Origin of the sequence: Bradyrhizobium sp. CCBAU 53351 (assembly GCF_015291745.1) — a bacterium.
GTDB lineage: Bacteria > Pseudomonadota > Alphaproteobacteria > Rhizobiales > Xanthobacteraceae > Bradyrhizobium.
The window spans coordinates 2,041,833-2,064,320 of record NZ_CP030059.1; the positions used below are offsets into that span (position 1 = coordinate 2,041,833).

The window sequence follows — 22,488 nt, forward strand, 5'->3', positions numbered from 1 at the left end:
TCGGATGGCGCTCTCGTGCCCCGGACGCAGCGCAGCGCGACTTCAGCGGTGCGCTGCGGAGCCGGGGCCCATGCTCAGCAGTGTCGGTTGTTGCCATCTGCGTCCCGCTCTGCGCAGCAACGCCAAAAGCGCGTTTACGCGCGTCGTCGACACGCTATGGCGTTGCAGCGCGTCCGGGACACCAGCGTTCCTTACCCCAGCAGCACCGCATCCGCCGCCGCGACCGATTCCGCGCTCTCCGTCACGGTGCGCTCCAGCGCGCCGGCCTGCACGGTGATGTTCTCGGCGAAGAAGCGCGCGAGGGAGACGTAGCGCGCGGCGTCCGTGTTGCCGTCGGCCTTGGCAGCAAGCGCCTCGGAGGCGAGCAGGCAGCCGCCGAGCGTGGCGCCGAATTGCTGCAGATAGGGTGTTGCACCGGCAAGCGCCTCGTTCGGTGCGGACGCAACCCGTTCCAGCAGCCATTTGCTGGTGCGCGTGAGCGCCTCGAGCGCCTCGCGCAGCTTCGCTCCGGTGGTGCCGAAAGCGGGATCGTTGGAGGCCTCGACCTGTTTGACGGTTGCCGCGAGCTCGTCGAGCAGCGCCCACACCGACGCGCCGCCATTGGCCGCGAGCTTGCGCGTGACGAGGTCGATCGCCTGGATGCCGTTGGTGCCCTCGTAGATCGCGGTGATGCGCGCGTCGCGGTAGTGCTGCGCCGCGCCGGTTTCCTCGATGAAGCCCATGCCGCCATGGATCTGCACGCCGAGATAGGCGACCTCGTTGCCGATGTCGGTGGAATAGGCCTTGGCCATCGGCGTCAACAGCGCCGCGCGCGCGGCGGCATCCGCGCGCACCTTCGGATCCTTGGCGCGCGTGGAGACGTCGAGCGCGACCGCGGTCGCATAGCAGATGGTGCGCGCGGCGGCCGTCTGTGCGCGCATCCGCATCAGCATGCGCTTGACGTCGGGGTGGACGAAGATCGCATCCGAGCCGTCGCCCTTGCTGCCGACGGCGCGGCCCTGCTTACGCTCCTGGGCATACGACAAGGCCTGCTGATAGGCGCGGTCGGCGACGCCGACACCCTCCAGGCCGACGCCGAGGCGAGCCTGGTTCATCATCGTGAACATGCAGCGCATGCCCTGGTTCTCTTCGCCAATCAGAAAGCCGATGGCGCCGCCACGATCGCCCATCGTCATGGTGCAGGTGGGGGAGGCATGCATGCCGAGCTTGTGCTCGACGCCGCTGGCGAAGATATCGTTGCGCTGCCCCAGCGATCCGTCGGCATTGACCATGAACTTCGGCACGAGGAAGAGCGAAATCCCCTTGGTGCCGGCGGGCGCATCGGGCAGGCGGGCCAGCACGAAATGCACGATGTTGTCGGTCATGTCGTGTTCGCCATAGGTGATGAAGATTTTCGTCCCCTTGATGCGATAGGTGCCGTCGGCCTGCTTCTCGGCGCGGGTGCGCAGCGCGCCGACGTCGGAGCCGGCCTGCGGCTCGGTGAGCTGCATCGTGCCGGTCCATTCGCCGGAGACGAGTTTTTCGAGATAGATTTTCTTCAACTCGTCATTGCCATGCGCGTCCAGCGCCTCGATCGCCGAGGCCGTCAGCAGCGGGCAGAGGCCGAAGGCGACGTTGGCCGCGCTCCAGATCTCGGTGCAGGCTGCATTGATCGCGATCGGCAGGCCCTGACCGCCGAAATCTTCGGGACCGGCCACCGCGTTCCAGCCGCCATCGGTCCAGCGCTTGTAGGCGTCCGGCCAGCCCGGCGCGGTCGTGACCTTGCCGTCGTCGAGCTTGATGCCGTGCTCGTCGCCGACCTTGTTGAGCGGCGCCAGCACGTCGGACGCGAACTTGCCGGCTTCCTCCAGCACGGCGGCGGCGATATCCATGTCGAATTCGCCGTAATGACCGGCTTCCACGGCAGCCTTGAGGCCGGCGCCATGGTTGAGCGACAGCAGCATGTCATTAATCGGCGCGCGGTAGGTCATGGTTCACTCCCGTGGACAGGTCTTGGCGCCGTATTCCCATGAAACGGGGGAGGTCTCAATGGTCGCGATACGGGACCGCATCAGGATTTTGCGGGGCCCTCTCGTACGGTCCGATAATAAGGTGTCGGCGCGGCCGATCCCGGCGGCCGTGGTATTTTGCCTCTCCGAGCGGTTGAAATGCTGCTTCTCTCCCTATAGACCGGCAGCACCTGAGGGAATCTGCGGTAGCCCGGTCTTCCGTCGTTCCCCCCTGTTGGGGCGTAGCCAAGCGGTAAGGCAGCGGATTTTGATTCCGCCATTCGGAGGTTCGATCCCTCCCGCCCCAGCCAGCATACAAGCTGTTGAGTTCGTTGGGTAAGCAGCTCCATTCCTGCCAAATTGTTCGGCGCGTTTGGAAACTGAGCTTCTAATGCCCGGTCCAGAATCGAACCAAGCGATGTCCTGCATCAAGCTGTAGTTCACCCAGCCGATGGCGCAGAGTTTGTCGCCGTGACGCTGCGGCCGTTGCGGGGGACGCGGCTCGTCGCCGTTACGCCGCTTTCCTGCGGGGCTTCGGCTTTGCTTTTTTGTCGAGCAAGACCCGCTCAGGCGCCGGGCGCGCGCCGGGACCAGGGTGGACATGAACTTCCTTGGCTGAAAGCGGCTCGCCGCATTCCGAGCACACCATCACGGGGTCGAACATCTTTCCGCACTTGCGGTGCTCATGCAGCAGGGGACGTCCGCGTTCGTCGACCATGTGGGTGTCGCCCCAATGCACGAGCGCCATCATGATCGGATAGAGGTCGAGGCCCTTTTGCGTCAGGATATACTCGTGGCGCTTGGGCGATTCCTGATAGGGAATGCGGCGCAGGACGCCCTGCCGGACCAGCTTCTTCAACCGCTCGGCGAGCAAGTGCCGTGTGATTCCAAGCGCCGACTGAAAACCCTCGAAGCGGCGCGTGCGCAGAAAGCATTCGCGGAGAATCAGGAGAGTCCAGCGGTCACCAATCACACCGATGGTACGAGCCATCGAACACGGCTCTTCCTCAAGTTCATCCCATTTCATTCTGCTCTCCGGTCGGCCGGCGCCTGTTCCGCTCGAATCAGGGGGAAGCGGCAGCGCCGCTCACACCATTCTAGATAGGTACTAAAGCGGATACAATACCCCCGCCGCTCGTCCGAAACCTCGTGATTTCAGAGCAGATTTGACAGTTCAATTTTAGAACTATAGAAATGAGTGACAGCCTGCGTTCGGCCTGGAAGATCACCAAATCCGACCAACATCGCGCTCTGCGGGAGGAGCTGACATGTCCCTCAAAGTTGAATTCCTGTTCGATTTCGGCAGTCCGAATGCTTACCTCGCGGAACTGGCGCTTCCGGGAATCGAACGGCGCACCGGCGTGAAATTCGAATATGTCCCGATCCTGCTCGGCGGCATCTTCAAGGCGACCGGCAACATGTCCCCGTTCGATTCCCTTCGTGGCATCAAGAACAAGCCGGAATACCAGGCTCTGGAGACCCAGCGCTTCATTCGCCGCCATAACGCGACGAAGTTTCGTCCCAATCCGTTCTTTCCGGTGAATACGCTGATGTTGATGCGCGGCGCCGTCGCGGCGCAGCTCGAAGGCGTGTTCGAGCCGTATTTCCGCGCGGCCTACCACCACATGTGGGAGGAGCCGAAGAAGATGGATGACCTCGAAATCTTCCGAACAGCGTTCATCTCCTCAGGCGTCGATATCGACCGGTTGCTTGCGCGTGCACAGCAGGACGACGTCAAGAAGGGGCTGATCGATCGGACCACCGAGGCGGTCAATCGCGGCGCATTCGGCTCGCCGACCTTCTTCGTTGGAAAGGAAATGTTCTTCGGCAAGGACCAACTCCGCGATGTCGAAGAGTCGATCGTCGAGCAGATCGGCCAGCCCGTTTCGAAGACGGCCTAGGGCAGAACCTGAGCCTGCAGAGCCGGCAGATGTCCGGCGTCTGCGTGGACGAAAATTCAGTCGGCGTCATAACAAAACCAATTCAGGGAGAATGTCATGCCCGGTCCACTCAACGGCGTCCGTGTCCTCGATCTGACCGGCGTGGTGTCGGGCCCGTTCGCGACCATGTTCCTGGCGGATCAGGGCGCGGACGTCCTGAAAATCGAACCGATCGGCGGCGACATTACCCGGCGCAGCCGTGCCACGATTGATAAGGAAGGCGAGTTCTCCGCGCTATTCATCTCGTCAAACCGTGGCAAGCGCTCGCTGTCGATTGACGTCAAAAGCGCGGCCGGCCGTGAGGTTCTGGCCAAATTGGTCGCGAAGGCGGACGTGCTGGTGCAGAATTTCCGGCCCGGCACCATGGAGCGCCTCGGTCTCGGCGTCGAGGAGTTGCGCCAGCGCCATCCGCGCCTGATCTATGTCTCGATCAGCGGTGTCGGCGACACCGGACCCTATGTGAAGAAGCGTGTTTACGACCCGATCATTCAGGGCCTCTCGGGCTTTGCCGATATCCAGTCGCAGCCGGTCACGAACCGTCCGCAGATGATCCGGACTATCGTCTGCGACAAGACCACCGCCGTGTTCACCGCCCAGGCGGTCGCAGCAGCCCTCTACGCTCGCGAGAAGACAGGGCAGGGTGATCACATCCAGGTCGCCATGCTGGATGCGATGATCTCGTATTTGTGGCCCGAAGGCATGATGCAATACACGGTGGTGGGTGCCGAGGCCGCTGCTGCCGATCCCAACGATCGCCCCGATCTCGTGTTCAAGACCAGCGACGGCTACATCACCGCCGGTACAATTTCCGATTCCGAATGGCAGGGTTTCTGCCGCGCCACCGGCGACGCCGAGCTTGCCAAGGATCCCCGGTTTGCGACGCCATCGGCGCGCTCGGTCAACGCCACGGCACGCATCAACAAGATGGCCGAATATATCAGCCAGCACACCACCGCAGAATGGCTGGAGCGTCTGGATGCCGCCGATGTCCCCTGTTCGCCGATCCTGCGGCGGAGCGAGATCATCCACAATGAACAGGTGGTCGCGCGCGACATCATTGCGGAGTTCGATCAGCCGAAAGTGGGGCGGGTGCGGCAACCTAAGCCGGCGGCGCGTTTTGCGATCAACGAGGCCGCGATCGGTGGGCCTGCTCCCCGGGTGGGTGAGCACTCCCGCGACGTGTTGCACGAGCTGGGCTACGACGACGGCGCCATCGACAAGATGGTCGCCGAGCGCAGCCTGCGCGTCGCGGTCTAACCGCGAAGCCCGTTGGCGACGGTATTCTAGACCTTCGCCGGCGCCGGCGTGATCGGTGCCATCGGAACATTCGCCGCAACGGCTCGCTGAAAGGCTTCCCGTTTCCTGATGTGTTCGAGATAGGGCTGAGCGTTGTCGCAAATGCCGACGCCATAGGCGATGGCCCACTCCAGGCAGGTCGTGAGCAGGATGTCTGCGCTCGTAAACCGGTCGCCCATCAGGAATTGCCGGCCATCTGCGAGCGCGACTTCGACATGGCGCAACTGCTGGCGGAAATACTCGCCGGCCTGGGCAACGACCTCGGGTGCAATGCCGTAGATCGGTCCGAGCGCGTCGGCCCGATGGCGGCGCATCACGTAAAGGCTGGTGGAATCCAGCTCCGCGACGATAAAGAAGCACCATTCCAGCCACGCGGCATACTCGCGCGGGGCTTCCGGAATCAGCGATCGTTCCGGCGTGGAATACATGCGCGACAGGTAGGCAACGATCGCTGCGCTCTCGCCGATGCAGAAGTCGCCATCCTGAAGCAGCGGGATCTTCTGGCGCGGATTGAGCTTCGAATATTCTGCGGTCTTGGTTTCACCGGTTCGCGGGCCAATGGGCTTTGTCTTGTAGGCTAAGCCCAGTTCGTGCATGGCCCAATGCGGACGAATGGTGCGACTCGTTCCAACGCCCCACAGGGTCAGGTTTGATGCCGCATCCATATTACCATTTCTCCACGGACGGACGGAGATCGAGCTCGTGGGTCCAGCCATCTTTGCTTTGCTGGTGGGTGAACCAATAGGCTTCGGCAATGGAAGACGTCTTGGTCAGGCTATCCGGCGGAATATCGCTTGCTTCGATCCCCTTCGCTGCCTTCATGCGTTGGTGAATCGCCTCGCTATCCACGCCAGCGTCGATCAGGAGATGCACGACGTGAATGTTCTTCGGTCCAAGCTCGCGCGCCATCGCCTGGGCCACTGCTCGAAGTCCGAACTTAGCTGATGAAAATGCTGCAAACCCCGAGCCGCCACGCACGCTTGCCGTCGCACCGGTAAAGAAGATGGTGCCGCGTCCGCGCGACAGCATCACGCGGGCAGCCTCACGTCCAACCAGGAATCCACCATAGCAGGCGAGTTCCCAGGCTTTGAAGAACAACTTCTCCGTCGTGTCGAGCAGAGGCTTGTTGACGTTCGAGCCGGCATTGTAGAGGCAAACCTCGACGGGCCCGTGCTCCTTCTCGACCCGCGCGAAAATGCCTTGGACGTCTGCTTCCTGGCGCGCATCCACGCTGAATGCGTGAACGTCATGCCCCGCAGCCCTCAACTCGGCCACCAGTTCCTGCGATTTGGAGGCATCGCGCCTGCAGATGCAAACCGTATAGCCGCCTCGGGCAAAACGCCGGGCGACCGCCGCGCCAATGGCATCGCCTGCGCCAACAAGTATCGCTACACCGCGGCTCGCCGCCATCCTCGATTCTCCCATTAAGTTCTTATTTGATACTGTAGACTAGCTGTCCGATGGTGCATTGTAAACGGCGGTTTTATCAGTCACGCAAAACCGTAATCAGACATGGATTGTCCATTCGCCTCCGGGAAAAGTCCGACGATGATTTATCGATTGACAAGTTCTAAAAAAGAACTATAAGTCGAAACCAAGTGTGCCGCATTGCAAAGTCGGCATGGTCGGTCGGGAGGTCAGTCGTGCTGGAGCTTTCAGAGACGATCAGTGGCGACGAGATTGCTGTCGGCTTGCCGGGCCGAATCCATGAAGTAACGGCAGGGCCGCTTGCCAGAGCGCCCGACCGGATTGCGCTGGTCGAGGACGGGGCTTCCTGGAGCTATCGAGACCTGGAGCAGCGCGTTAGCCAGATCGCCACCGTGCTTTCATCGCTGGGGATCAGGGCCGGCGATCGGATGATCATTGTCAGCGAAAACTGTATTGCGCTTGCTGCTTTGCTGCTGGCGGCGAGCCGGCTCGACGCCTGGGCAATCGTCGCCAACCCGCGCCTGTCGGCGCGCGAACTGGATCAGATCCGCGATCACAGCGGCGCCCGGCGGATGTTGTTCACGTCGGGTATTTCGAAAGAGGCCGCAGCTCACGCCTCTCGCTACGACGCCGAGAATCGGCGAATTGGCGCGCTGCCGGAAATTGGCGTTGGCCCGCTCAACGAAAGCGCGACAGTCGAGCCGGTGGAGGCTGATCCAGCAAAGCAAGTCGCGGTTTTGATCTACACGTCAGGGACAACGGGGACTCCCAAGGGCGTGATGCTCTCGCATCACAACCTTCTGATCAGCGCAAAGACCACTGCGTACTTCCGCAGGATGAACGAGGACGACAAAATCTATCTTGTGTTGCCGATCTCGCATATCGTCGGCATCTCGCTCCTGATCATGACGCTGATGGTCGGCGGCACGGTGCGGATGGTCAGCAAATACGATCCTGCGGCGACCGCAAAGGCCATCGCGGAGGAGGGCGTCACCATCCTCAATGGCGTGCCTGCCACCTATCAGCGCCTGCTGGAGTACAAGAGCGTATCAGGCGTGGAACAACTGTCCCGAGGCTCGTTGCGCTTGATTGCCGTCGCCGGCGCGCCGCTGGATTTGAACCTGAAGTTGCGCGTGGAAAGAGAGTTCGGGCTTCCGTTGCTCAACGGCTACGGGATCACCGAATGCTCGCCGGGAATATCAGGCGTACGTTTCGATAGGCCACGCTCGGATCAGGCTGTCGGCACGCTGCTGCCTGGTGTGGAAGCGCGGGTGCGAACCATCGAAGGATTTCCGACTGTATCCGGTGAAGTCGGCGAGCTGCATGTTCGCGGGCGCAACGTGATGCTGGGATACTATCGTGCCCCCGAGCTCACCGCGAAGGTGATTGACAGCGAGGGCTGGTTCAATACCGGCGATCTCGCACGTTTCGATGGCGATTGTCTGTACATCGCCGGCCGCACCAAGGAAATGATCATTCGTTCCGGTTTCAACGTCTATCCCGCGGAGGTCGAAGCAGTCCTCAGCTCACACGAGGACGTCGTGCAATCCGCTGTGGTCGGTCGTGCCGCGGACGGCAATGAGGAAATCGTGGCCTTTGTGCAATTGCTGCCAGGATCGCGCACGACACCAGAGACCCTGATGCATTTCGTCCGATCTCAGCTGACTTCTTACAAGCGGCCGTCCGAAATCGTCATACTCGATGCCTTGCCGGCGACCTCGACCGGCAAGATACTCAAGCACAAGCTCGCGGAGTCCTTGCGCGGAGGTGGCGCAACCCCCCGCGGTGCAGACGCCCGAATTCCGCAGGCAACATAACTAACTTTACCGGGAGGACATCTTGCAAAAGAGAAACGCAACCGTGGCCGTCATCGGCGCCGGAGACTTCATCGGCGGCGAGATCGCCAAAAAGTTCGCCGCAGAAGGCTTCACGGTCTTTGCCGGCCGTCGTAACGGCGACAAGCTGGCTCCGCTCGTCAAGGATATCGAGGCTGCCGGCGGAGAAGTTCACGCCCGTTCGCTCGACGCTCGCAAAGAAGACGAAATCATCTCCTTCCTCAACGATGCGGACAAGCACGCGCCTTTGGAAGTCTGCATCTTCAATATCGGGGCGAACGTCAATTTCCCAATTCTGGAAACCACAGAACGCGTTTTCCGCAAGGTCTGGGAAATGGCCTGCTATTCCGGCTTTCTGGCCGGTCGCGAGGCGGCCCGCCTCATGCTTCCGCGCGGGGGTGGCAACATCTTCTTTACCGGGGCGACCGCCTCGCTCCGAGGCGGCAGCGGCTATGCTGCTTTCGCAAGCGCCAAGTTTGGCCTTCGTGCGGTCGCGCAAGCCATGGCCCGCGAGCTTGGCCCGAAGAACATTCACGTCGCGCATCTCATCATCGATTCCGGCGTGGATACCGAGTGGGTTCGGCAACGCCGGCTGGAGGCTCTCGGGCCCACCGCGCTGGATGATCCGGACGCCTTGATGCCCCCGTCCTCCGTCGCAACTTCCTATTGGCAGCTCTACCAGCAGCCGAGAAGCGCATGGACGTTCGAGCTGGAGATCCGTCCCTTCGGCGAGAAGTGGTAGCGGGCCTGCTGCGATGGAGCTCAAGCTTTCGCCCGAGGACGCCGCGTTTCGTGACGAGGTGCGCAGTTTCATTGCGGAGAACTATCCGCCGGAAATGCGCGTTCCCAATCCGGAGACCGACCTGACCAAGGAGCAGTCGCTGCTGTGGCACCGGATCCTCCACAACAAGGGTTGGATCGCCCCGCTCTGGCCCAAGGAATATGGCGGCCCGGGCTGGTCCGTCACGCAGCGCTTCATCTTCGAGCAGGAGACCTCTCGCGCCGGCACGCTGCCGCCGCTCGCCTTCAGCGTCACCATGGTCGGGCCGGTGATCTACACGTTCGGCAACGAGGCGCAGAAGAAGAAATTTCTGCCGCGGATCCTGTCCGGCGAGGATTGGTGGTGTCAGGGTTATTCGGAGCCGGGCTCGGGCTCCGACCTCGCAACCGTCAGAACCAAGGCGGTGCGTGACGGCGACCACTACATCGTCAACGGTCACAAGACCTGGACCACGCTGGCGCAGCATGCCGACTGGATCTTCTGCCTCGTGCGGACCGATCCGAGCGCGAAGCCGCAATCCGGCATCTCCTTCCTGCTGATCGACATGAAGTCGCCCGGTGTCACCGTGCGGCCGATCATCACGATCGATGGCAGCCACGAGGTCAACGACGTCTTCCTCGAGAACGTCCGCGTGCCCGCCGAGAACCTGATCGGCGAGGAGAACAAGGGCTGGACCTACGCCAAGTTCCTGCTCGGCAACGAGCGCACCAGCATGGCCGGCATCGGCCGGTCCACCCGCTACATCAACAAGCTGAAACAGATCGTGAAGGCCGAAATACCGGCCGAGGATCCCGCGCATCTCGAATTTCTGCGGGACATTGCCCGCGTCGAGCTCGACGTGCTGGCGCTGGAGGCGACCGAGCTGCGCGTCGTGGCCCAGCTGGCGCGCGGCATAGATCCCGGCCCGGCCGCCTCGCTTTTCAAGATCCGCGGCACCGAAATCTTCCAGGCCATCACCGAACTCACCCATCGCGCGATCGGCAATTACGGTCTTGCCATCCGCGAGCATCCGGTCAGCGCCAATCGCTTCATGCCCGGTCCCACCTACGGCCATACCGCGTCGGAGAAATATCTGAACGCGCGCAAGCTCAGCATCTACGGCGGATCCAACGAGATCCAGCGCAACATCATCGCCAAAGCCGTGCTCGGGCTCTAGCCGCGGCGGATCGGGAGGATCGGATGGATATTCAGTTCACGGAAGAGCAGGAATTGCTGCGGTCCAGCGTCCAGCGGCTGCTGCGCGACCAGTACGACTTCGAGGCGCGGCGCAAGAGCGTGGCGAGCGAGGAAGGCTTCAGCCGGAAGCAGTGGGCGGCTTTTGCCGAGCTAGGCCTTCTCGCTGCGCCGTTCTCCGAGGGCGCCGGCGGTCTCGGCGGCGGTCCGTTGTCGACCATGATCGTCATGCATGAGTTCGGCCGTCACCTCGTGGTCGAGCCATTCGTCGAGACGGTGGTGCTGGCCGGCAGATTGATCGAGCATGCGGGCTCGCCGGAGCAGCAGCAAAGCTTCATCCCGGACATCATCGACGGCTCGAAGATCTGGACGCTGGCCTGGACGGAGAAGGCATCGCGTTTCGATCTTGCCCATGTCGCCACGAGAGCGCGGCGCGAAGGGAGCGATTACGTCCTGGCAGGCGCAAAGACCGCGGTGATCGCAGCGCCTTGGGCGGACTATCTGATCGTCTCGGCCCGGACCTCCGGCGATGACCGTGAACGCAGCGGCGTCAGCCTGTTCGTGGTCGATCGGCGCGCGACCGGCGTCGATCTCCAGAGCTTCAAGACCATCGACGGCCGCCGGGCCGCCGACGTCAGCCTGCGCGATGTCCGCGGCCAATTGCTGGGCGTGGAAGGCGAGGGCGTTGCCGCGCTGGAAGCCTGCCGCGACCGCGCCATCGGCGCGCTCTGCGCGGAAGCCGTCGGCGCCATCGGCGAGCTGAACTCGGCGACGCTGGAATATTCCAAGACGCGCAAGCAGTTCGGCACCACGATCGGCTCGTTCCAGGTGCTGCAGCACCGCATGGTCGACATGTTCATCGCCCATCAGGAGGCGCTCTCCCTGATGCAGCATCTGAGCCTCAGCCTCAGCGACGGCGATGCCGGCCTGTCGCGGCTCGCCTCCGGTGCCAAGTCGAAGATCGGCTATGCGGGCAAGTTCGTCGCCGACCAGGCGGTGCAGCTTCACGGCGGCATGGGAATGACCGACGAGCTCAACGTCGGGCACTATTTCAAGCGACTCTCCTCCATCAACATCCAGTTCGGCGACCCCGCGTTCCACGTGCTGCGTTACGCGCAGCTGGACGCGGCCGCGTAAACAGAGAGGCCAGCATGACGACTGAAGCAGTCATCGTTTCCACCGCTAGGACGGCCGTCGGGAAGGCCTACCGCGGCGCACTCAACAATACGGACGGTCCGACCATGGCCGGGCACGTGATGGCCGAAGCGGTAAAGCGCGCCGGCATCGCCCCGGGCGAAGTCGAAGACGTGGTCATGGGCTGCGCCATGCAGCAGGGCACCATGGTGATGAACGTGGCGCGCAAGGGCGCGATGCGCGCCGGCCTGCCGGTGACGGTCGCCGGCACGACCATCGACCGGCAATGCGCCTCCGGCTTGCAGGCCATCGCGGTGGCCGCACGCTCGGTGATGCTCGACGGCGTCGAGGTCGCGATCGGCGGAGGCGTCGAGTCGATCAGCCTCGTGCAGAACGACCACATGAACAAATTCCACGCCGTCGACGACGAGCTGATGGCGATGAAGCCCGAAATGTACATGTCGATGCTCGATACGGCCGAGGTCGTCGCCGAGCGCTACAAGATCGGCCGCGACAAGCAGGACGAATACAGCCTCGAGTGCCAACGCCGCGTCGGCGCTGCGTTACAGGCCGGCCGCTTCAACGACGAGATCGTGCCGTTCACGACCAGGATGGCGCTGTTCAACAAGGACACCAAGGAAGTCACCTACGAGCAGGTGACGCTCACAAAGGACGAGGGACCGCGTCCCGAGACCACCGCCGAGGGCCTCGCCAAGATCAAGCCGGTGTTCGAGGGCAAGACCATCAGCGCGGGAAATGCCAGCCAGCTTTCGGACGGCGCTTCGGCCTGCGTGATCATGAGCGACAAGATTGCGGCGAAGAAGGGCCTCAAGCCGCTCGGCATCTTCCGCGGCTTCGTTGCCGCCGGCGTCGAGCCCGACGAGATGGGCGTCGGCCCGGTCGCCGCGATCCCGCGGCTGCTCAAGCGCCATAACCTGAAGATCGACGACATCGACCTCTGGGAGTTGAACGAGGCCTATGCGGTGCAGGTGATCTACTGCCGCGACAAGCTCGGGATCGATCCGGACAAGCTCAACGTCAACGGCGGCTCGATCGCGATCGGCCATCCCTACGGCATGACCGGGTCGCGGCTCACCGGCCATCTCCTGATCGAGGGCCGGAGGCGCAAGGCGAAGTACGGCGTCGTGACGATGTGCATTGGTGGCGGCATGGGCGCGGCCGGACTGTTCGAAATCATCCACTGAACGGCAACGCGGGAGATCATTCGTGAAGACAGCGATCACTGAACTATTCGGCATCGAGCACCCGATCATCCAGGGCGGAATGCACTATGTCGGCTTCGCGGAAATGGCGTCGGCCGTCTCCAACGCGGGCGGGCTCGGCTTGATCACGGGTCTGACGCAGAGAACACCGGAACTGCTGGCCAAGGAGATCGCACGCTGCCGGGATATGACGGACAAGCCGTTCGGCGTGAACCTCACGTTCCTGCCGACGTTCAGCGCGCCGCCCTATCCGGAATACATCGCGGCCATCAGGGAGGGCGGTGTCAGGATCGTCGAAACCGCCGGGCGCAGCCCCGAGCAGTACATGCCGGCCCTGAAGGCGGGCGGCATCAAGGTGATCCACAAATGCACCTCCGTCCGGCACTCCCTGAAGGCCGAGCAGATCGGCTGCGATGCCGTCAGCGTCGACGGCTTCGAGTGCGGCGGCCATCCCGGCGAGGATGACATGCCGAACATGATTCTGTTGCCGCGCGCGGCCGAGGAGCTGAAGATCCCGTTCGTTGCCTCCGGCGGCATGGCGGACGCGCGCAGCCTGGTTGCGGCACTGGCGATGGGCGCTGCGGGCATGAACATGGGCACGCGCTTCATCGCCACCAAGGAAGCGCCGGTGCACGAGAACGTCAAGAAGGCGCTGGTCGCGGCGACGGAACTCGACACCAGGCTCGTGATGCGCGCGCTACGCAACACCGAGCGGGTCCTGAACAACAAGGGTGTCGAGCAGCTGCTCGAGATCGAGCGCGAGAAGGGAAAGAGCCTCAAGATCGAGGACATCCATGAGCAGGTGGCGGGCGTCTATCCCAAGGTGATGATCGACGGCGACATGGATGCGGGCGCGTGGAGCTGCGGCATGGTCGTCGGGCTCATTCACGACATTCCGACCGTGAAGGAGCTGATTGATCGCATCATGGCGGATGCCGAAAGACTCATCCGGCAGCGCCTGACCGGCTTCCTCGACGGCACCGGGCAGCGGCCGGCTGCGGCTCGGGCGATCGCGTAGACGGAAGGACTTACCGCTTCCCGACGTTCTGACGGAGGCTATGCGCACGCATGGTCATGCGTGCGTCGATCTTTGATGAAGCTCGATAGGCCAGATCAACGGCGTTCGGCAGCCTCGGAGGTAGCTTATGGACCAGGCCGACTTCCACTACTATGAGCCGTCGAGAGGGCACGGACTCAGGCATAATCCGTTCAATGCGATAATCGCGCCGCGTCCGATTGGGTGGATTTCGTCGCGTAACGCCGCCGGTCAATTGAACTTGGCGCCGTACAGTTTCTTCAACGCGTTCCTCTACGATCCTCCCATCATCGGGTTTTCGTCGATTTCGTGGAAGGACACCGTCAAGAACGTCAGCGAAACCCGTGAGTTCGTCTGGAATCTTGTCACCATGGATCTCGGCGAGCGCATGAACGTGACAGCGACGCCGCTCGATCACGGCGTGAGCGAGTTCGAAACAGCCGGACTGACGCCGATACCCGGACGCCACGTTGCCGTGCCGCGGGTGGGCGAGAGCAGGGCCGCCATGGAATGCAAGGTCGTCGAGGTCTCTCAGCTGGCCAACGCACGCGGTGAAAAGGTCGAAGGCTGGTTCGTGCTTGGCGAGGTCGTCGCAGTCTACATCGACAAGGCATTGATCGAGGACGGTGTCTACAACACGGCGCTTGCGCGCCCGATACTGCGTGCCGGCCGGGGTGGAGATTACCTCGAGGTCAGGACCGAGAACATGTTCGAGATGAAGCGCCCGGCTGGCAGCAGCAAACCGGAATTCCACGGCACCTGATTGCGCCGGAAACAGGCTCAACTGTCGGGCTGGCCAGGCATCGGGTCGGCAGGCCTGAGCCCGGCTTCGCAAAGCCGATGAGGGACTGAACGGAAAGCCTGTGCGGATTCATATGCCCATCAAGACTCCGCGCCCCGCGCGTAAAGGCCAAGAGCCAGCAGGGAAAACGCGCTCATCACGACGCCCAGCGCCAACATTGCTTCATGTGACACTGTGGCGGCAAGCCATACGCCGATCGCGGCGATAATCATCTGCAAGAAACCGAGCAGCGCCGAGGCGGCGCCGGCCTTCTCGCCGAATGGAGAGAGTGCCCGCGCAGTGGCCAATGGACTGACAACACCCATGCCGAGAAGAAAAACGCACATCGCGCCCAGAAACGGCAGGAAAGTCGGGCTGATCATCGAGATGAGCAGGATTGCAAGGCTGCTGGCGGCCGTCCCGCACAAACCTGCCCGGATCGGGCCATCGAGCCCGTAGCGGGGCGCCAATCTTGTTGCGAGCATACCCGCGGCGAATACGATGAAGACGGTGCCGGCGAAAAAGAGGCCTAGCTGGATCGGCGTGAAGTGCAACGCTTCGATGAATAGACGTGGCGCAGCGGAAAACATCGAGAACAAGCCGCCCATGGTGAGGCTCGAGGCGGCCGCGGGGGTAGCGAAGCGGCGGTCGCCAATCAGGCCGGCATAGGTCCTGCCGATGGCAGCTGGATTGAGCGGCGTGCCGATCGAATGGTGGGTTTCGCCGAGAACGATGCTGTAGGCAACGGCGCCGACGGCGGCGAATATCGCGACCAGCGCGAATTCGGCGCGCCAGCCCAGGCTGTAGTCGAGGGCGCCGCCAAGCAGCGGCGAGAATCCGGGCGCTGCGGACATCACGATCATGATGAGCGCCATCGCGCGCGCCAGTGCCGCGCCACTGAACATGTCGCGGGCGATGGCGCGAGACAGCACGGAGGTCGCGCAGGCACCCGTGGCCTGCACAACGCGGCCGGCCAGGAGATTGGGCAGGTCGGTCGCCAGACCGCACCAAACGCTGCCGGCAAAGAACACGGCAAATCCGATCAGGACCGGCCAACGCCTTCCGTAGCGATCCGACAGCGGTCCGACCAGGAGCTGGCCCAAGCCGAACACGGCAAGAAAGACGGTGATGGCGGACGTGACCGCCGCACTCGTGACATTCAATGAGATCGCAATCTGCGGTAAGGACGGCAGCAGAATGTTCGTCGCGAGCGTTCCCATCGCGGCCAGGACGGAAAGGACTGCGATCGGCAGGGTGCTGGACGCGGGAACGTCCCAGCGCACGGGATTGATCAGGTCGGCCATGGGAACTTTCGGAAATTAGGACAGGTACGTTAAGCGACGAGTGACGCGGTCCGCGCCGCTCGCCGAGCTCTTTCTTGTCCGACCGGCCGTGTTCTCAGCGGACGACGCGCTCGATCGCGATGGCGGTAGCTTCGCCGCCGCCAATGCAGAGCGACGCGACGCCGCGCTTGAGGTTTCGCGCTTCAAGCGCGTGCAGCAGCGTCACAATCAACCGCGCGCCCGTGGCGCCAATGGGATGACCTAGCGCGCAGGCGCCGCCGTTGACGTTCAGCTTTTCTCTGGGGATACCGAGATCCTTCTGCGCCGCCATCGCCACGACGGCAAATGCCTCATTGATCTCGAACAGATCTACGTCGCCAACACTCCAGCCGACCTTGTCCAACAGCTTGCGAATAGCCGGGATCGGGGCTGTGGTGAACCATTGTGGCTCCTGGCTGTGGGTGGCATGGCCCTTGATCTCGGCGAGCACTGGGAGGCCGTCGCGATCGGCCAGCGAGCGCTTCGCCAAGATGAGCGCCGCAGCGCCGTCAGCATTGGCGGATGAGGCGGCGGGCGTGATGGTGCCGTTGGCGCGGAACGCTGGCTTAAGTCCCGGGATTTTGGCGGGATCGACCTTGAGCGGATGCTCGTCATTGGAGATGATCCGGGGCCCGGCCTTTTCAGTCAATGTGACCGGAGTGATCTCAGCCTTGAAGGCGCCGCCTTCAACCGCCTTGCGGGCCCGCGTCAACGTCTCGATTGCATAATCGTCCTGATCCTTGCGGGTGAATTGATAGGCCTCCGCCGTGGCCTCGCCGAAATCGCCCATCGAGCGTCCGGTCTCGTAGGCGTCTTCCAGTCCATCCATCAACATGTGGTCGATGATGCGGTCGTGGCCGGCGCGATAGCCGCCGCGCGCCTTGGCCAGCAGATACGGCGCGTTGCTCATGCTCTCCATGCCGCCAGACAGAACGGTCTCGGCGGAACCCGCATTGATGATATCGTGAGCCAGCATGGTGGCCTTCATGCCGGAACCACAGACCTTGTTGATGGTGGTGGCGCCGGTGGCATCCGGCAATTGGGCGCCGCGAGCGGCCTGGCGTGCCGGCGCCTGGCCCTGTCCGGCTGGCAACACGTTGCCCATGAACACCTCGTCGATCCGCTCTGGCGACAGCTTGGCCCGTTCCAGAGCTGCTCCAATCACGTGGGAGCCGAGCTTGTGGGCACTGAGCGGCGAGAGCTCGCCCATGAAGCGGCCGAGCGGCGTACGGGCTGCGGAGAGGATGACGACGGGATCGGAAGCGGCGGCCATGGCGAATTCTCCTATTGATCGCTTCGTTATATGACGATAGTCATATAACACTGGCGACATTGCAATGGAATATTGCCCGCTCTCAAAGCGGTCCAGAGGCGCTGGTGGATGGGAACGGGTTCGAACAAGCGGTCACCCAGCAGCCTGCACGGAGGGGAGATGCGTTACCTAGGAGACCATAGGCGCCAGACCCATCGCCGGATCGTCGAAAATGCCTCCTACGGCCTGCGTCAAAACGGTGCTGAAGGACTTAGCGTTGTCGAGCTGATGAAGCTCGCGGGTCTTACGCACGGCGGGTTCTATAACCATTTCGAGTCACGTGCCGCACTCGTTGGCGAGGCAATCGGGTTTGCAATGGACCAAATGGTCGAGCGGTGGAAAAAGCTGGCGAACCGAAAGGCCAGCGGGGATCGCTTCGAGACGCTGATCGCCGATTATCTCAGTTCCCGTCACCGCGACAATCCCAGACAAGGTTGCGCGCTTCCAGCTCTGGCCGCTGATGTTGCTCGATCGAGCCCGAGTGAGCAACGGGCGCTTGCTTCCAAGCTGGAGGAGATGATTGACATCCTGATCGACGTGCTTCCCGCCGAGGGTCCTCAACAGGTGCGCCAAATCGCGACGAGCGCCATTGCGACCATGGTTGGATCGATCGTGCTGTCGCGTGCTGTCGGCGCCGGGAAGCTTTCCGACGATATTCTCGACGCCGGACGGATGACTGTCTGCGGCCGGCCTCACAAGCGGCAGCACAGAACGGCGAAGGCGATGAGCTGCGACAAACCATAATTTGGGAGGTGCCCATGACGGCCGGCCAGTGGCTCAAGACAGCCTGCAACCTGTGTTACGTAAATTGCGGCATCGAGGTCTGGGTGAATGAGGGGCGCCTCGAGAAGGTACGAGGCGACCGTTCAAACCCGAAGTCGCAAGGCTATCTGTGCAACAAGGCGGCGCGCATTCCCTACTATGCGCATCACAAGGATCGGCTCACGACCCCGTTACGTCGTCGCGCCGATGGCGGCTTTGATGAAATCGAGTGGGACGTCGCGATCGCAGAAATCGCACAGCGGCTGCGGCACATCGTTGACAGCTATGGCGGCAGGAGTATTGCCCTTTATGGCGGCGGCGGGCAGGGCAACCACGCTGGCGGCGCCTACGCCAGTGGCTTGTTGCGTGCGCTGGGCTCGCGCAGCGTCTTCAACGCTCTTTCGCAGGAAAAAACCGGAGACTTCTGGGTCAATGGGCACATGTTCGGCAGCCAAACCTGCCACACTTCGGAGGACGTCCATCATTGCGATCTCTTGTTTGTCATCGGGGCAAATCCCTGGATCGCGCACGGCTTCCCCAATGCGCGCGACCATCTCAATCAGATCCGCAAGGATCCCGCACGCAAGCTGATCGTCATCGATCCCCGGCGAACCGAAACCGCAGAGATGGCGGATCTGCATCTCGCGGTTCGTCCCGGTGCGGATACGTTTCTCCTTGGCGCGCTGCTGGCCATGCTCGTCCGGTCCGACCGGATCGACCATGCGTTCATTGAGGAGCACACGATCGGCTTTGCGGAAGTGCGGCAAGCGCTATCGAACATCCCCGTTGAGGAATGGGCGGCCGCTGCCGATATCTCGCTCGCGGAGCTGGAGCGCTGCGCGGCGATGATCGCGGCCGCGAAGGCCATGGTGGTTCGCGTTGAACTCGGCATCCAGCAAGGCGTCAACTCGACTCTCAACTCCTATCTCGAGAAGCTCTTGATCATGCTTTCCGGCAATTTCGGCCGTGAAGGTACCAACCAATTGCATAGCTGGCTTCAGCCGCTATGGGGAAATTCTCCGAACCAGACATTCGCGCCGACCGGCGACGCCATCATTGGCGGCTTGTTGCCGCCCAACATTTTCCCCGAAGCCGTTCTCAAGGACCATCCGGACCGGTTGCGCTGCGCCTGGATCGACAGCTCCAATCCCGCCAACACCGCCGCAAACACGGAGGCGGTGGAACGCGCGCTGAAATCGCTCGACCTATGCGTTGTGGTCGACGTTGCGATGACCGAAACCGCAAAGCTCGCGCATTACGTTCTCCCGGCGTCCACACAATACGAGAAGGCCGAATTTACTCTCTTCAACTACGAGTTCCCGACAAACTATTTTCATGTTCGTGCCGGTGTTCTGCCGCCGCTCGCGGGCACCTTGCCGGAGCCGGAGATCTATACGCGGCTTGCGATCGCCCTGGGGCTTCTGCCGGGTGACAATGTGCTCGCGCCGCTCCGTGAAATAGCGCGGCGCTCGCGACCTGAATTCGCCGCTGCCTTTCGTGCTTTCATCGCGGAAAACCCTGCGGCGGTGCCTGCCCTGGTGCTCTACCATACGCTGGGACAGATGCTTCCGGATGGCACGGCGGCCGCGGCTCCCTTGTGGAGCGCGGCACTGGCTTGCGCGAAGCGATCGCCGCAAGCCGTGCGGCGGGCGATCGGCGCATCCGAGGAGGTGGCGGACCATCAGCTCGGAGATCTCCTGTTCGACACCATCGTGGCCGCCCGGCAAGGCTCGGCGGTTACCCGGCACGCGTATGACGAGGTCTGGTCACTGATCGCCCATTCGGATCGCAAGGTTCGGCTGGTCGTCCCGCAGATGCTGGAATGGCTGGCGCGTCTCGATCCGCAAGCCGCTAGCGCGCCAAAGGAGTTCCCGTTCGTGCTGGCGGCTGGTGGCCGTCGCATGTTCAATGCCAACCAGATATTTCGCGATCCGGCGTGGCGTCGCGACGATCCGGACGGCGCCCTGTTGATCAATTCGAGCGATCTGATCGAGCTGGGTGCGAAGGATGGCGACTGGATCGCCGTCGAGTCGTCGGTCGGGCGGCTCGTTGTCCGCTGCAAGGTCGATGACGCCATGCGGAAAGGCCAATTGGCGCTGCCGCACGGCTACGGTCAGGCATACCCGACACCAGACGGAGAGCGCCTGATCAACGGACCGCGCATCAATCTGCTCACCGAGAGCGGCAACCGCGATCCCATCGCGGGCACGCCCTACCACAAGAACGTCCCGGTGCGCTTGTCCCCAGTGTCCGGGCACGAAGCTGCCGCCCATCAGTCGCAATCCGAGCGAATTCACAAGAGAGCGGCCGGACAATAGTCGAAGGGAGCGTCAAATGACCGAGAAGCCAATCGCGATCGTGACCGGGGTGGGCCCGGGCACGGGAGCTGCCATCGTCAAGTGCTTCTCTGCCGGTGGTTTCCGTATCATCGCGCTTGCCCGCTCTGCAGGGCTCATCGATCGGCTTGCGCAAGAGCTTCCCGACGTGCACGCGATGACCTGCGACGTATCGGACGAAAGCCAGGTGCGGACTGTGGTCACAGACGTAAAGCGGCGTTTTGGCCCGGCTGACGTTCTCATCCACAACGCGGTCGGCGGGGGCTGGGGGAATTTTCGCGAGATCGATCCGAAGATGCTGAGGGGCAACTTCGAAGTCAATGTGATGGGCCTATTGTACTTGGCCCGGGAAGTGGCGCCTCACATGATCGATCGCGGCAGAGGTGCAATCCTTGTGACCGGAAACACGTCTTCGATCCGAGGCAAAGCCAATTTCGCCGGCTTCGCGCCGACCAAGGCGGCACAGCGCATTTTGGCCGAGTCGATCGCACGTGACTTGGGACCTCTCGGTGTGCACGTCTCCTACGTTCTCATCGACGCCGTTATCGATACGCCCCGGATGCGTGCGCGGATGAGCGACAAACCGGATGAATTCTTCATCAAGCCGGCGGCGATCGCCGACGAATTGTTGCATCTCTACGGTCAGGACCGCTCGGCCTGGTCGTTTCTCACGGAACTGCGGCCATTCAACGAAAATTGGTGATGCTCGAACACGGACACGGCGCGCTGGGTCACTTTGGATAGCTCTCCGCGGGACTTGAAAGGTCAGAAGCATGACTGATGGATCCATCTTGGTTGACACGGGGACGGACGAATTGCTGTGCGCGATCAGGGATCGCGTCGCGGTGATTACCTTGAACCGACCCGAAGCCCGAAATTCGTTATCCGATCATCTTACGCCGGCGTTGCGCCGGATGATCAAACGGAATGGAGATGATCCTCAGGTCGGAGCCCTCCTGATTACCGGTGCAGGCACTGCGTTCTGTTCGGGCGGCGACGTCAAGGGGATGGGCGGCAACTCTGCCCCGCCGGCCATGTCAGTCAGCGACAAGGTTGCGCGGTTGCGGGAACGTCAGCGAACCCTGACCGGCGTACTTGTTTCGGTGCGCAAGCCCACCATCGCGGCTTTGCCGGGACCGGCGGCTGGCGCCGGGCTTGCGATCGCACTCGCTTGCGACCTTCGTATTGCAGCCGAATCCGCGATCATGACGACTGGCTACGCCAGGATTGCGCTCACCGGCGATTACGGCATTTCGTGGCTGCTGACCCGGCTGGCGGGGACGGCGCGTGCCCGCGAACTGATGTTCTTGTCTGAACGGATCACTGCACGGCGCTGCGAAGAATTGGGCCTTATCAATCGCGTGGTGCCCGATTCCGAACTGCAAAGCGCAGCATTCGAAATGGCGAGAGGATTGGCGAATGGCCCGGCGAGCGCCTATGCCTCCATGAAGGACAATCTCGACCTTGCGCTGTCGGCCGACTTCCTGACGTCACTGGATCAGGAGGCCGAGAGGATGGTCCTCGCGGCGGGCACTGCGCAGCACACCGAAGCCGTCCGGGCATTTATCGAGAAACGTCCGCCGACTTACAGGTGAGACTGTCTCAATTTATTGCTCCGAAGTTCTAGGCTGCCGCGCTCGCGACCGCACAAGCCGGAGATTTCAAGCGCATTGCTCATTCGACTGGCGCGATACGAATGGAACGCGTTCCGATCGGAGCCCCGGTCGCACGGTCGATCGTAAGGGGATCGATCTCCGTTCCGCCCTCGGCGTCGTAGAACCGGATCATCTTGCCTCCGCCGCGATGCTTGCGTCCCCACGCGCCGATCGCGAAGAGCACCGGCAAAAAGTCGCGCCCGGCTTCCGTCAGCACATATTCGTCCCGTGGCGGACGGTCCGAATAACGACGTTTCTCCAGCAGCCCTTCCTCGACGAGGGCTGAAAGCCGCCCTGTCAGCATCGTTGGCGCGATACCGAGACTCTTTCGAAAGTCATCGAAGCGGGTCAGGCCTCCATGGGCGTCGCGCATGATCAACATGCTCCACGCGTCCCCGACAATCGCCAGGCTCCGGGCGATCATACAGGGTTGGGTCGAAAGTTTTTTCATGTAAGTCTCGTTTTAGTAGTGACTTCGTACTAAAT

Annotated in this window: 20 protein-coding genes and 1 tRNA gene; 14 read left to right on the forward strand and 7 right to left on the reverse strand. The window is 62.5% G+C overall.

What is annotated here, in order from left to right; translation table 11 throughout:
• Positions 1 to 191: 191 nt before the first annotated feature.
• On the reverse strand, positions 192 to 1,970 hold the full coding sequence (locus tag XH83_RS09690; protein ID WP_194406778.1) for an acyl-CoA dehydrogenase: 1,779 nt from the start codon (positions 1,968 to 1,970) through the stop codon (positions 192 to 194).
• Between the two features lie 254 nt (positions 1,971 to 2,224).
• Here XH83_RS09690 and XH83_RS09695 point away from each other — a divergent pair.
• Positions 2,225 to 2,299 (forward strand) — tRNA-Gln (locus XH83_RS09695).
• A 200-nt stretch (positions 2,300 to 2,499) separates the two neighbouring features.
• Here XH83_RS09695 and XH83_RS09700 read toward each other — a convergent pair.
• Entirely contained in the window at positions 2,500 to 3,015 is a 516-nt protein-coding gene (locus XH83_RS09700) for a helix-turn-helix domain-containing protein (RefSeq protein WP_194406779.1), read from the reverse strand.
• 241 nt (positions 3,016 to 3,256) lie between these two features.
• Between XH83_RS09700 and XH83_RS09705 the strand changes: the two genes are divergently transcribed.
• Complete coding sequence (locus XH83_RS09705; protein ID WP_194406780.1) at positions 3,257 to 3,889, forward strand: 2-hydroxychromene-2-carboxylate isomerase; 633 nt, start codon at positions 3,257 to 3,259, stop codon at positions 3,887 to 3,889.
• Between the two features lie 96 nt (positions 3,890 to 3,985).
• Positions 3,986 to 5,185, forward strand: a complete 1,200-nt coding sequence (locus tag XH83_RS09710) for a CaiB/BaiF CoA-transferase family protein (RefSeq protein WP_194406781.1) — start codon at positions 3,986 to 3,988, stop codon at positions 5,183 to 5,185.
• Between the two features lie 26 nt (positions 5,186 to 5,211).
• Here XH83_RS09710 and XH83_RS09715 read toward each other — a convergent pair whose 3' ends face one another.
• Positions 5,212 to 5,820, reverse strand: a complete 609-nt coding sequence (locus XH83_RS09715) for a glutathione S-transferase family protein (protein ID WP_246776492.1) — start codon at positions 5,818 to 5,820, stop codon at positions 5,212 to 5,214.
• 70 nt (positions 5,821 to 5,890) lie between these two features.
• Positions 5,891 to 6,634 carry an SDR family NAD(P)-dependent oxidoreductase gene (locus XH83_RS09720; RefSeq protein WP_194406782.1) on the reverse strand — a complete coding sequence of 248 codons (744 nt, stop codon included), beginning with the start codon at positions 6,632 to 6,634 and terminating at the stop codon, positions 5,891 to 5,893.
• Between the two features lie 233 nt (positions 6,635 to 6,867).
• Between XH83_RS09720 and XH83_RS09725 the strand changes: the two genes are divergently transcribed.
• The 7 genes from XH83_RS09725 to XH83_RS09755 all read left to right on the forward strand — a co-directional run bounded on the left by XH83_RS09725 (position 6,868) and on the right by XH83_RS09755 (position 14,597).
• Positions 6,868 to 8,469: a class I adenylate-forming enzyme family protein gene (locus tag XH83_RS09725; RefSeq protein ID WP_246776450.1), complete on the forward strand. Its 1,602-nt coding sequence runs from the start codon at positions 6,868 to 6,870 to the stop codon at positions 8,467 to 8,469.
• A gap of 22 nt (positions 8,470 to 8,491) precedes the next feature.
• Positions 8,492 to 9,229, forward strand: coding sequence for an SDR family oxidoreductase (locus XH83_RS09730; protein ID WP_194406783.1), 738 nt, complete (start codon positions 8,492 to 8,494; stop codon positions 9,227 to 9,229).
• 13 nt (positions 9,230 to 9,242) lie between these two features.
• Positions 9,243 to 10,424, forward strand: a complete 1,182-nt coding sequence (locus XH83_RS09735) for an acyl-CoA dehydrogenase family protein (protein WP_194406784.1) — start codon at positions 9,243 to 9,245, stop codon at positions 10,422 to 10,424.
• A 23-nt stretch (positions 10,425 to 10,447) separates the two neighbouring features.
• On the forward strand, positions 10,448 to 11,578 hold the full coding sequence (locus XH83_RS09740; protein WP_194406785.1) for an acyl-CoA dehydrogenase family protein: 1,131 nt from the start codon (positions 10,448 to 10,450) through the stop codon (positions 11,576 to 11,578).
• 14 nt (positions 11,579 to 11,592) lie between these two features.
• The gene (locus XH83_RS09745; RefSeq protein ID WP_194406786.1) at positions 11,593 to 12,780 is read left to right on the forward strand and encodes an acetyl-CoA C-acyltransferase; all 1,188 of its coding nucleotides are present in this window, start codon (positions 11,593 to 11,595) and stop codon (positions 12,778 to 12,780) included.
• Between the two features lie 22 nt (positions 12,781 to 12,802).
• Entirely contained in the window at positions 12,803 to 13,816 is a 1,014-nt protein-coding gene (locus XH83_RS09750; RefSeq protein ID WP_194406787.1) for a nitronate monooxygenase family protein, read from the forward strand.
• Positions 13,817 to 13,943: 127 nt separating this feature from the next.
• Positions 13,944 to 14,597, forward strand: a complete 654-nt coding sequence (locus tag XH83_RS09755; protein ID WP_194406788.1) for a flavin reductase family protein — start codon at positions 13,944 to 13,946, stop codon at positions 14,595 to 14,597.
• A gap of 119 nt (positions 14,598 to 14,716) precedes the next feature.
• On the opposite strand, the gene XH83_RS09760 is transcribed toward XH83_RS09755, so the two are convergent.
• The gene (locus tag XH83_RS09760; RefSeq protein WP_194406789.1) at positions 14,717 to 15,919 is read right to left on the reverse strand and encodes a multidrug effflux MFS transporter; all 1,203 of its coding nucleotides are present in this window, start codon (positions 15,917 to 15,919) and stop codon (positions 14,717 to 14,719) included.
• A 94-nt stretch (positions 15,920 to 16,013) separates the two neighbouring features.
• Positions 16,014 to 17,210 carry an acetyl-CoA C-acyltransferase gene (locus XH83_RS09765; protein WP_194406790.1) on the reverse strand — a complete coding sequence of 399 codons (1,197 nt, stop codon included), beginning with the start codon at positions 17,208 to 17,210 and terminating at the stop codon, positions 16,014 to 16,016.
• 159 nt (positions 17,211 to 17,369) lie between these two features.
• Between XH83_RS09765 and XH83_RS09770 the strand changes: the two genes are divergently transcribed.
• The 4 genes from XH83_RS09770 (at position 17,370) to XH83_RS09785 (ending at position 21,942) form a co-directional block, all read left to right on the forward strand.
• On the forward strand, positions 17,370 to 17,993 hold the full coding sequence (locus XH83_RS09770) for a TetR/AcrR family transcriptional regulator (RefSeq protein WP_194406791.1): 624 nt from the start codon (positions 17,370 to 17,372) through the stop codon (positions 17,991 to 17,993).
• A gap of 14 nt (positions 17,994 to 18,007) precedes the next feature.
• The gene (locus tag XH83_RS09775; protein WP_194406792.1) at positions 18,008 to 20,329 is read left to right on the forward strand and encodes a molybdopterin-dependent oxidoreductase; all 2,322 of its coding nucleotides are present in this window, start codon (positions 18,008 to 18,010) and stop codon (positions 20,327 to 20,329) included.
• Positions 20,330 to 20,345: 16 nt separating this feature from the next.
• Positions 20,346 to 21,050 carry an SDR family NAD(P)-dependent oxidoreductase gene (locus XH83_RS09780; protein WP_194406793.1) on the forward strand — a complete coding sequence of 235 codons (705 nt, stop codon included), beginning with the start codon at positions 20,346 to 20,348 and terminating at the stop codon, positions 21,048 to 21,050.
• 70 nt (positions 21,051 to 21,120) lie between these two features.
• Positions 21,121 to 21,942, forward strand: a complete 822-nt coding sequence (locus XH83_RS09785; RefSeq protein WP_194406794.1) for an enoyl-CoA hydratase-related protein — start codon at positions 21,121 to 21,123, stop codon at positions 21,940 to 21,942.
• 79 nt (positions 21,943 to 22,021) lie between these two features.
• On the opposite strand, the gene XH83_RS09790 is transcribed toward XH83_RS09785, so the two are convergent.
• Positions 22,022 to 22,453 (reverse strand): helix-turn-helix domain-containing protein, encoded by a 432-nt coding sequence (locus XH83_RS09790; protein WP_194406795.1) that lies wholly within the window; start codon positions 22,451 to 22,453, stop codon positions 22,022 to 22,024.
• Positions 22,454 to 22,488: the final 35 nt, after the last annotated feature.

Bases quoted from the DNA above. Each gene is read 5' to 3' on its own strand.
- XH83_RS09690 (WP_194406778.1), bottom strand. From the start codon at position 1,970: ATGACCTACCGCGCGCCGATTAATGACATGCTGCTGTCGCTCAACCAT.
- XH83_RS09700 (WP_194406779.1), bottom strand. From the start codon at position 3,015: ATGAAATGGGATGAACTTGAGGAAGAGCCGTGTTCGATGGCTCGTACC.
- XH83_RS09705 (WP_194406780.1), top strand. From the start codon at position 3,257: ATGTCCCTCAAAGTTGAATTCCTGTTCGATTTCGGCAGTCCGAATGCT.
- XH83_RS09710 (WP_194406781.1), top strand. From the start codon at position 3,986: ATGCCCGGTCCACTCAACGGCGTCCGTGTCCTCGATCTGACCGGCGTG.
- XH83_RS09715 (WP_246776492.1), bottom strand. From the start codon at position 5,820: ATGCACGAACTGGGCTTAGCCTACAAGACAAAGCCCATTGGCCCGCGA.
- XH83_RS09720 (WP_194406782.1), bottom strand. From the start codon at position 6,634: ATGGCGGCGAGCCGCGGTGTAGCGATACTTGTTGGCGCAGGCGATGCC.
- XH83_RS09735 (WP_194406784.1), top strand. From the start codon at position 9,243: ATGGAGCTCAAGCTTTCGCCCGAGGACGCCGCGTTTCGTGACGAGGTG.
- XH83_RS09740 (WP_194406785.1), top strand. From the start codon at position 10,448: ATGGATATTCAGTTCACGGAAGAGCAGGAATTGCTGCGGTCCAGCGTC.
- XH83_RS09745 (WP_194406786.1), top strand. From the start codon at position 11,593: ATGACGACTGAAGCAGTCATCGTTTCCACCGCTAGGACGGCCGTCGGG.
- XH83_RS09755 (WP_194406788.1), top strand. From the start codon at position 13,944: ATGGACCAGGCCGACTTCCACTACTATGAGCCGTCGAGAGGGCACGGA.
- XH83_RS09760 (WP_194406789.1), bottom strand. From the start codon at position 15,919: ATGGCCGACCTGATCAATCCCGTGCGCTGGGACGTTCCCGCGTCCAGC.
- XH83_RS09765 (WP_194406790.1), bottom strand. From the start codon at position 17,210: ATGGCCGCCGCTTCCGATCCCGTCGTCATCCTCTCCGCAGCCCGTACG.
- XH83_RS09770 (WP_194406791.1), top strand. From the start codon at position 17,370: ATGCGTTACCTAGGAGACCATAGGCGCCAGACCCATCGCCGGATCGTC.
- XH83_RS09775 (WP_194406792.1), top strand. From the start codon at position 18,008: ATGACGGCCGGCCAGTGGCTCAAGACAGCCTGCAACCTGTGTTACGTA.
- XH83_RS09780 (WP_194406793.1), top strand. From the start codon at position 20,346: ATGACCGAGAAGCCAATCGCGATCGTGACCGGGGTGGGCCCGGGCACG.
- XH83_RS09785 (WP_194406794.1), top strand. From the start codon at position 21,121: ATGACTGATGGATCCATCTTGGTTGACACGGGGACGGACGAATTGCTG.
- XH83_RS09790 (WP_194406795.1), bottom strand. From the start codon at position 22,453: ATGAAAAAACTTTCGACCCAACCCTGTATGATCGCCCGGAGCCTGGCG.